Raw genomic sequence first — 8,910 nt, forward strand, 5'->3', positions numbered from 1 at the left:
GCGCCGTCACCGGCCCGCGCGGAGGTGCTCGCCCCGGCCCCGCCCTTTCACCGTTTCTCGGGGGGGCAAGCCCCCGCACCCCCTGAAGCGCGCTGCGCGCGCTGTCCTCAAACGCCGGACGGGCTGAGGGGGTGGCGGCCGTAACCTAACGCCGCACAGGCCCCGGGGAGGCGCTGAGACCGGCCGAGCCCAAGCTCGCCAGACCGCGCGGAGGAGACGGCCGGAGCCGTCCCCCCGGCTACCCCCCACCCGGCAGCCGCTCGCCGTAATCGAGCGTCTGCCTCTTCTCCGGCACGCGCAGCGAAACCCGCTTGCCCCAGTCGGCGAACTCAACCTCCCCCGCCCCGCCCGCCCGTCGGAGGCGCAGCGGGTAGGGGGTTCCGTCGAGGGAGACGTCGAGCGTGCCGCCGGAGCCCTGGGCGTCGCCGGCGGTGAGGCGGATGGAGCGGGTGCCGCCGACCGTGCCGTGGTCGCCGCGGAGGAGTTTGCCGTGCAGGCCGAGGAGGCCGTCGAGCAGGGTGTTCTTGTCGGTGAAGCCGCGCAGTTGGCGGTAGGCGGGGTCGCCGGAGGGGACCTTGACGTATTTGCCGTTGAGCTTCTGTGCCGCCGTGGCGAGGTCTCCCTTGCCCCCCTTGTCCCCCGTGCCCCCCGTGTTTCCCTTCGCCTTCCCGCCCGCGGCCGGCGCGGGCACGGGGTTCGGGCCGCCGCCGGGGCGGGCGCCCGCGCCGCCGCGGGACCAGAACGCCGCGTCCGCCTTGACGAACAGTTCCTCGCCCACCCGCAGCAGTTCGAAGGCGAGGTCCCCGGAGGTGACCTTGCCGCTACCGCCGTCCTTCGTCAGCCGGACGTCGATCCGGTAGGTACGGCCCTGGCTGACGATGTTCCCGGACAGGTGGACGGCGTCGGCGGCGCGGGCGGCCTCCCGGGCCTTGTCCTGGATCGCCGCGGCCTTGAGCCGGCCCACGCCGTTGGTGCCCGCGTCGGGGTCCTCCTTGCCGCCGCAGGCCACCAGGCCCGTGGACAGCCCGACGCACAGGGCCCCCACGAGAGCCGCGTTCCGGGTTCGCACCTGCTCCTGCCTCCTGTCAGCACTGGATACGGCAGCGTACTCGTGCCCCTCCCGCACCGGGACCGCCACCGGTAACGCGGAGCGGCAGCCCGCGGCCGGTCACGTTAGCCTGAACCGGACAACGGCCGGGGTCGGTCCGTGAAGGAGGTGTGCGGCGTGGCGGCGAGCGTCCGCGTGTTCGTGTCGCACCTGTCCGGGGTGGCCGTGTTCGACCCGAACGGCGACCGGGTCGGCCGGGTCCGCGACGTGGTGGCGATGCTCCGGGTCGGCGCCCGCCCGCCGCGCGTGCTGGGGCTGGTCGTCGAGGTGGTCAGCCGGCGCGTCATCTTCCTGCCGATGACCCGGGTGACGGGCGTGGAGTCCGGCCAGGTCGTCACCACCGGCGTCGTCAACATGCGCCGTTTCGAACAGCGTCCGACCGAGACCCTGGTCCTCGGCGAGCTGCTGGACCGCCGGGTGCGGCTGGTGGCCACCGGGGACGAGGTCACCGTGCTCGACGTGTCGATCACCCAGCTCCACGCCCGCCGCGAGTGGGAGATCGACAAGGTCTTCGTCCGGCGCGGCAAGGGCGGCGCGCTGCGCCGCAAGGGGGAGACGCTGACCGTCGAGTGGTCGGCGGTGACCGGCTTCTCGCTGGAGGAGCACGGGCAGGGCGCCGCCAGCCTGCTCGCCACCTTCGAGCAGCTGCGCCCCGCCGACCTCGCCAGCGTCCTGCACCACCTGTCCCCCAAACGGCGCGCCGAGGTGGCCGCCGCCCTCGACGACGACCGGCTCGCGGACGTCCTGGAGGAGCTGCCGGAGGACGACCAGATCGAGATCCTCGGCAAGCTGAAGGAGGAGCGCGCGGCCGACGTCCTGGAGGCGATGGACCCCGACGACGCCGCCGACCTGCTCTCGGAGCTGCCCGAGGAGGACAAGGAGCGGCTGCTCACCCTGATGCAGCCGGGGGACGCGGCGGACGTGCGCCGGCTGATGGCGTACGAGGAGCGGACGGCGGGCGGTCTGATGACGACCGAGCCGATCGTGCTGCGGCCCGACGCCACCGTCGCGGACGCCCTCGCCCGGGTCCGCAACCCCGACCTCTCCCCCGCGCTCGCCGCCCAGGTGTACGTCTGCCGGCCGCCGGACGAGACGCCGACCGGCAAGTACCTCGGGACCGTGCACTTCCAGCGGCTGCTGCGCGACCCGCCGTTCACGCTCGTCGGCTCGATCACCGACACCGATCTGCGCCCGCTGCCCCCGGACACTCCGCTGCCCGCCGTGACCAGCTATCTGGCGACGTACAACATGGTCGCGGCACCGGTGGTGGACGCCGGCGGCTCGCTGCTGGGCGCCGTCACCGTGGACGACGTGCTGGACCACCTGCTGCCGGACGACTGGCGCGAGACGGAGCTGCACCAGGGGGCTCTGGGTATGAGTGCGATGGCGGGGCCCGACGAGGCAGACGCGACCAACGGGGCCGACGGGACGGACGAACCGGGGGAGGCGAGGGATGGGAACTGACCGGGGCCGTGAGCACGGCCTGCCGCGTGAGCGGACGAAGGAACGATCCGCCCCGGCGGCCGCCCAGCGCGTCCGGCTGGACCAGCCGCAGCAGAAGCGGCGCCGCTGGCTGCCGGAGTACGACCCGGAGGCGTTCGGCAGGACCTCGGAGGAGATCGCCCGCTTCCTGGGCACCGGCCGGTTCATCGTCTGGATGTCGGTCGTCATCGTGCTGTGGGTGGTGTGGAACACCACCGCCCCGGGGCATCTGCGGTTCGACCAGTACCCCTTCATCTTCCTGACCCTGATGCTCTCCCTCCAGGCCTCCTACGCTGCCCCGCTGATCCTGCTGGCGCAGAACCGCCAGGACGACCGCGACCGCGTCAACCTGGAGCAAGACCGGGAGCAGAACGAGCGGTCCATCGCCGACACCGAGTACCTGACGCGGGAGATCGCCGCGCTGCGGATGGGGCTCGGCGAGGTGGCGACGCGGGACTGGATCCGCTCCGAGTTCCAGGACCTGATCAAGGAGCTCGAACAGCGCCGGATATTCCCCGAGGAGAGTGAGGAACGCGACCGCTGACGGCTTCCCCCGGTGTCGGGGGTCCGCCGTACCATCAGGGCATGGCTACCGAGACCCCTGACACCGTCCCCGCAGAAGAGGCGGTGCGCGACGCGCTCGCGACGGTGAACGACCCCGAGATCCACCGGCCCATCACCGAACTGGGCATGGTGAAATCCGTCGACATCGCGGCGGACGGCTCGGTCGCGGTGGCGGTCTACCTGACGGTCGCCGGCTGCCCCATGCGGGACACCATCACCGAGAACGTGCGCACGGCGGTCGCCGGCGTCCCGGGCGTCACCGGGGTGACGGTCGAGCTCGACGTGATGGGTGACGAGCAGCGGCGCGAGCTGGCCGCCACGCTGCGCGGCGGGGTCGCCGAGCGCGAGGTGCCGTTCGCCAAGCCCGGTTCGCTGACCCGGGTCTACGCGGTGGCCTCCGGCAAGGGCGGCGTCGGCAAGTCCTCGGTGACGGTCAACCTGGCGGCGGCGATGGCGGCCGACGGGCTGAAGGTCGGCGTCGTGGACGCGGACATCTACGGCCACTCGGTGCCGCGCATGCTGGGCGCCGACGGCCGCCCCACCCAGGTCGAGAACATGATCATGCCGCCGTCGGCGAACGGCGTGAAGGTCATCTCCATCGGCATGTTCACGCCCGGCAACGCGCCGGTCGTCTGGCGCGGCCCGATGCTGCACCGCGCGCTCCAGCAGTTCCTCGCGGACGTCTACTGGGGCGACCTCGACGTCCTGCTGCTCGACCTGCCGCCGGGCACCGGCGACATCGCCATCTCGGTCGCCCAGCTGGTGCCCAACGCGGAGATCCTGGTGGTGACGACGCCTCAGCAGGCCGCCGCCGAGGTCGCCGAGCGGGCCGGTTCCATCGCCGTGCAGACGCACCAGAAGATCGTCGGCGTGGTGGAGAACATGTCCGGGCTGCCCTGCCCGCACTGCGACGAGATGGTCGACGTCTTCGGCACCGGCGGCGGCCAGCTCGTCGCCGACGGCCTCACCCGCACCACCGGTGCCACCGTTCCCGTGCTGGGCTCGATCCCGATCGACGTCCGGCTGCGCGAGGGCGGCGACGAGGGCCGGCCCGTGGTGCTGACCGACCCCGACTCGCCGGCCGGCAGCGCGCTGCGCGCCATCGCGGGCAAGCTCGGGGGGCGGCAGCGGGGGCTGTCGGGGCTGTCGCTGGGGATCACGCCGCGCAACAAGTTCTGAGGCGGGGGCGAAGCCCGCTCCGGCGGGGCGCGGGGTCCTCTCGGGGCTTGGCGTCCTGTCGGGGCTCAGGGTCCCGTCCGGGTTCAGGGTCCCGTCCGGGCTCCGGTTCGTCGGAGCCGCGTCGGGGCGCGGGCCCGTCCGCCCGTCCCGTCCGTTCAGTCCGCGTACGAGGCGATGTCCTCGATGACCGCGAAGCCCATTCCGTAGGCGCTCATCCCGCGCCCGTACGCGCCGATGTGCACCCCGCCCGTACAGCCGCCGGCCCCGCAGGAGGCGCCGTCGCCGCCGTGGCCGCAGGCGTGCGGGGCGGAGCCCGCGAGCACCCAGCCGTACTCGGACTCGCGGTAGCGGAAATCGGCGGACACCCCGTCGACCGGCAGGGAGAGTGTGGACCAGGGGGCCTCGTCCAGGTGATCGGCGAGCTCCCAGGCGAGGGCCGTCTGCTGGTCCAGCCAGTTCTGCCGCAGGGCGCGCTCCATCCGGGCGGGCCAGGTGCAGGCGAGGAGGCCGGCGCCGGCGAGCCAGGCCGCCGAGGAGACCGAGGTGGCCTCCAGTACGCCCGTGCCGTCCGCGCTGCGGCGCACCGGGCGCCCGGCGACGGTCACGACGACCGCGAAGCGCTGGCCGTCGGAGAGGGTGCCCGCCTTGTCGAACCGGTCCGGTTTGGGGGTCCGGCCGGGCCGGGCCGGCCGGCCCGAGCGCAGCATGGGCTCCGCGCCGTGGCCCGTGGCCCCGTGCTCCACCGTGCCGTCGGCGGCCGTGCCGACCTGCAGCAGCCAGCGCCGGCCGGTGAACGTGCCGTCCAGCCCGTACCAGGGGAACGCCGCCTGGAGATAACCGTCGAGTGGTCGCCGCTCGCCGGGTGCCCGCTCCGGCTCGTCAGGTCCCCCGGGGAGGGCCTCCCTGGCGGGCGCTCCGGCCGTCACTGCCCGGCTGGTGGTCTCCATCTGCGCGGCGCCTCCTCATTGCCCCGTCGTGCCCGGCCTGCCGCTCCGGCGAGCGCCGTCGACCCGGACAAGGGGAGGATAGCCACCCGCGTCAATGGCGCACCGCAGGCGTGGCTCAGGTGGCGTCGGAGTCGAACGGAGGTCGCTCGCCCGGCTGGACGGGCCCCTTCTTCTTGAGCAGGTCCGGACCGCCGGAGGGCTGCGGGGCCGCCGGCTCCGGATCGCGGCCGTGCTCCGCGTCGGTGACCCCCGACAACTCGGACATCTCGGAGCGGAAGTCGAAGCCGTTGCGGATCTCCTTCAGCCCCAGCTCGTCCTTGTCCAGGACGTGCTTGCGGACGAAGGTCCGGGGGTTGAGGTCCTCGAACTCGAAGTCCTTGAACTCGGGACCCAGCTCGGAGCGGATGTCCTCCTTGGCGCTCTCGGAGAACTGCCGCAGCTTGCGCAGGGTGCGCGACACGTCCTGGATCATCTTCGGCAGCTTGTCCGGACCGAAAATGAGCAGAGCGAGGACGACGAGCGCGATCAGCTCGGGAAGTCCTATGTCGAGCACCTGCAGCTCCTTGATGCGTGGGCGGCCCAGGGGTTCAGGCCGCCTCTCACGGTACCTGGCCCGGAGGGGGGTGCGGGAGACGGCCGGGCCAACATCGGGCCAAGGGTCAGCTCGAACTGGCCGTCCCGAGCGTCATCCGGATGGTCCGCTCCTTGCCGTCGCGTTCGACGGTGAGGGCGAGCCGGTCGCCCGGCCGATGGCTGCGGATCTTGACGATGAGCTCCTGACCACTGTGGACGGGCACGTCGTCGACCTTTTTGATCACGTCACCGGGCTCGATGCCGGCTTTGTCGGCCGGCCCGTTCGGGGTCACGGGGGTGCCGCTGCCGCCCTTGGGGTTCACCCGGGCGCCGTCGCCCTGGTACTCCATGTCGAGTGACACACCTATCACCGGATGGGTGGCCCGGCCGGTGTTGATCAGCTCCTCGGCGACGCGCTTGGCCTGGTTGATCGGGATGGCGAAGCCGAGGCCTATGCTCCCGCCCTGGCCGCCCGACTCCGACGAGCCGCCGGCCGAGCGGATGGCGCTGTTGATGCCGATGACCCGGCCCCGGGAGTCCACGAGCGGCCCGCCGGAGTTGCCCGGGTTGATCGGGGCGTCCGTCTGGAGGGCGTCGACGTAGCTGACGTCGCTGCCGTCGCCCTTCTTGCCGCCCGCGGTGATCGGACGGGCCTTGGCGCTGATGATGCCCGTGGTGACGGTGCCGGCCAGGTCGAAGGGGGCGCCGATGGCGACGACCGAGTCCCCGACGTGCACCGAGTCCGAGTTGCCCAGCGGCAGCGGGGTGAGGCCGGAGACGTTCTTGACCTTGACGACGGCCAGGTCGTAACCGCTGTCCCGGCCGACGACGGTGGCCTTGGCGGTCTGCCCGCCGTTGAACGTCACCTGTATCTCGCCGCTGCCGCCGGCGGGCTCGACGACGTGGTTGTTGGTGAGGATGTGGCCCTTGGTGTCGAGGACGAAGCCCGTGCCGGTGCCCTGGCCGCCGCTGCCGCGTACGTGCAGGGTCACCACGCCGGGCAGGGCGCGGGCGGCGATGCCCGCGATGCTGCCCGGGTCGCGGTCGGACTTGTCCGCGGGCGCCTGGGGCAGCGTCACGCGATGGCCCGGGCCGCCGTCCCGCTCCAGCCAGGCACCGATCCCGCCGCCGATGCCACCGGCCACCAGGGCCACGATCAGGGCGCCGGTGACGATGCGGGAGCGGCTGACCGGCTTCCCGTCCGCCTTCTCCTCGGGCCGCCGGCCGCCCGCCGCGGCCCACGGGTCGTACTGCCAGGGCCCACCGGGGCCCGGCGGCAGCCCGGGGCCGGGGCCGTGCCCGGCCGGGGGCAGGGGGGCCGCCGGATACCCGTACCCGACGGGCGCGGGCACGGGCGCGTACGGGTGCGGCGCGACGGGGGCGCCGGGCACGGGCGACTGCACGCCGTGGCCGGGCGCCTGCGCCGGACCGCCCGCCGGGGCGGCGGAGCCGTACGCGTGCCGCGCGTCGTCCGCCGCGGCCTCGACAGGTGCACTGGGCACGGGCGGCTGCGCGCCGTGTCCCGCCGCCGGCACCGGACCGCCCGCCGGAGCGGCGGAGCCGTACGCGCGCCGCGCGTCGGGGGCGGCCTGCGGCTCCCGGTGCGCGGCGGCCGACGCGGCCTCGGCGGGAGCACCGGGCACGGGCGGCTGCACACCGTGCCCCGCCGGAGCCGACGCGGCGGGCGGCTCCAGGGTGTACGCATCCGCCGCCTCGGGCGCGGGCGCGGTGTCGCCGGCGGCCGAAGGCGGGAGGACGGCCGGGTGGCCGCTCGTGGCCTGGCTCCGCCGGTCCGCACTCCCGTCCGTGGTGAGCGGGAGCGGTGCGGTGTCGTCGGCGGCCTGCCCCACGGCGGGGGTGGGCGCACCGGGCGCGGGTACGGAGGGGTCGGCATCCGCCGGGCCCGACGCGGCCGGCGCGGGTGCGTACGCCGCGTCGGCGGCGGACCGGTGCGCTTCCGGCGCGACGGAGAGCCCGGCGGCGGCGGACGGCCGCCCGTCCGCGCCAGGGGCCGGGGCGCGCGCCCCCGCCTCCGCGGGCCGCGTCGGCTCGGCGGGCGGCTTCAGGGCGTACGCATCCGGCGCGGGCCCGGAGGAACGCTCGCCCGCCGGGGCACCGGCGTCCGGGGACGCACCGACGGACGGCTGCGGCCCGGCGGCCGGAGAACCAGCCTCCGAGGACCCCGTGAGGGCCGCCGGAGGGCGCGAGGCGTCCTGGCTGGGGCCGGGGGCGGCGGAGGACGGCTGCGAGGCGGGACGCGCCGGCTCCGGCTCCGACGACGGGACGGCGTAGCCGGGAGGCACGGCGTCCTGCGGCGGGGCGGACGGGTGCCCCACCGGTGGCACGATGCCCTGCGACGCGGCCGTGCGCTCCCTTGACGGGACGACGTCCTCGGGCGAAGCGGCGGGATCACGCGGCGCGCTCTCCCGGGACGAATCGCCCGGCTGAGCCAGCCGCTCTGACGACGGACCGGTGTCCTGGGCGAAGGCCGCCGGGCGCTCCGCGCGAGGCACCGCACCCTGAGACGGAGCGTCCGCCCGGGCTCCGGACGGAACGGCGTCCTGCGGCGAAGCCTCCGAGTGCGCTCCCTGCGGCGCGGCCCCCTGCGCCGAAGGCATCGGACCTCCCGCCTCCGGCAACGACGCGCCCGCGCGCGCCTCCGACACGGCAGCATCCCGCGGCGAGGACCCCGAGGGCGCCCCCTGCGAAACGGCGTTCGAGACGGAAGCCGCCGAGTGTTCTCCCTGCGACGCGCTCCCCTGCGCCGAAGCCGTCGGATGCCCCGCGTCCGGGGACGACGCGACCGTACCCGCCTCCTGTGCGGCGGAGTCCTGCGGCGAGCGCGCCGAGGGCGCCCCCTGCGGCGCGGTGTTCCGGGCGGAAGCCGCCGAGCGCTCGCCCTGCGGCACGCTTCCCTGCGTCGAAGCCGTCGGACCTCCCGCCTCCGGCAACGACGCGCCCGCGCGCGCCTCCGACGCGGCGGCGTCCTGCGGCGAGGGTGCCGTAGGCGCCCCCTGCGGCGGGGTCGCCGGGTACGTACCCGGCGGGGCGGTGTCC

8 protein-coding genes are annotated in these 8,910 nt (G+C 74.8%); 4 read left to right on the forward strand and 4 right to left on the reverse strand.

Translation table 11 applies throughout. The features are described from left to right. Window positions 1-238: 238 nt before the first annotated feature. The gene (locus tag ACSNOK_RS26815; RefSeq protein ID WP_436783352.1) at window positions 239-1,069 is read right to left on the reverse strand and encodes a hypothetical protein; all 831 of its coding nucleotides are present in this window, start codon (window positions 1,067-1,069) and stop codon (window positions 239-241) included. A gap of 156 nt (window positions 1,070-1,225) precedes the next feature. Here ACSNOK_RS26815 and ACSNOK_RS26820 point away from each other — a divergent pair, with 156 nt between their 5' ends. Genes ACSNOK_RS26820 through ACSNOK_RS26830 form a run of 3 tightly spaced genes read left to right on the forward strand, consistent with a single transcriptional unit; the run spans window position 1,226 to window position 4,333 of the window. Then, complete coding sequence (locus ACSNOK_RS26820) at window positions 1,226-2,572, forward strand: magnesium transporter MgtE N-terminal domain-containing protein (RefSeq protein ID WP_436783353.1); 1,347 nt, start codon at window positions 1,226-1,228, stop codon at window positions 2,570-2,572. Then, window positions 2,562-3,134 (forward strand): DUF1003 domain-containing protein, encoded by a 573-nt coding sequence (locus tag ACSNOK_RS26825; protein ID WP_436783354.1) that lies wholly within the window; start codon window positions 2,562-2,564, stop codon window positions 3,132-3,134. The genes ACSNOK_RS26820 and ACSNOK_RS26825 overlap by 11 nt, the downstream gene beginning before the upstream one ends. A 41-nt stretch (window positions 3,135-3,175) precedes the next feature. Further along, a complete protein-coding gene (locus ACSNOK_RS26830) occupies window positions 3,176-4,333 on the forward strand; it encodes an Mrp/NBP35 family ATP-binding protein (RefSeq protein ID WP_436783355.1) in 1,158 nt (385 codons plus the stop codon). 155 nt (window positions 4,334-4,488) lie between these two features. Here the strand turns inward: ACSNOK_RS26830 and ACSNOK_RS26835 are convergent, their stop codons facing one another. From ACSNOK_RS26835 to ACSNOK_RS26845, 3 genes are all read right to left on the reverse strand, one after another. Continuing rightward, window positions 4,489-5,280, reverse strand: coding sequence for a hypothetical protein (locus ACSNOK_RS26835; protein ID WP_436783356.1), 792 nt, complete (start codon window positions 5,278-5,280; stop codon window positions 4,489-4,491). Window positions 5,281-5,395: 115 nt separating this feature from the next. After that, window positions 5,396-5,833: a sec-independent translocase gene (locus ACSNOK_RS26840; RefSeq protein ID WP_436783357.1), complete on the reverse strand. Its 438-nt coding sequence runs from the start codon at window positions 5,831-5,833 to the stop codon at window positions 5,396-5,398. Between the two features lie 106 nt (window positions 5,834-5,939). Beyond that, window positions 5,940-8,189 carry a trypsin-like peptidase domain-containing protein gene (locus tag ACSNOK_RS26845; protein WP_436783358.1) on the reverse strand — a complete coding sequence of 750 codons (2,250 nt, stop codon included), beginning with the start codon at window positions 8,187-8,189 and terminating at the stop codon, window positions 5,940-5,942. A 532-nt stretch (window positions 8,190-8,721) separates the two neighbouring features. Here ACSNOK_RS26845 and ACSNOK_RS26850 point away from each other — a divergent pair. After that, on the forward strand, window positions 8,722-8,910 hold a 189-nt coding region (locus ACSNOK_RS26850; RefSeq protein ID WP_436783359.1), incomplete at its 3' end, for a hypothetical protein.

The sequence above is a fragment of the Streptomyces sp. URMC 126 genome (assembly GCF_051386555.1).
Classification (GTDB): domain Bacteria; phylum Actinomycetota; class Actinomycetes; order Streptomycetales; family Streptomycetaceae; genus Streptomyces.

Coding starts and splice junctions, on each gene's coding strand:
- ACSNOK_RS26825 (WP_436783354.1), top strand. CDS start 2,562: ATGGGAACTGACCGGGGCCGTGAGCACGGCCTGCCGCGTGAGCGGACG.
- ACSNOK_RS26830 (WP_436783355.1), top strand. CDS start 3,176: ATGGCTACCGAGACCCCTGACACCGTCCCCGCAGAAGAGGCGGTGCGC.
- ACSNOK_RS26835 (WP_436783356.1), bottom strand. CDS start 5,280: ATGGAGACCACCAGCCGGGCAGTGACGGCCGGAGCGCCCGCCAGGGAG.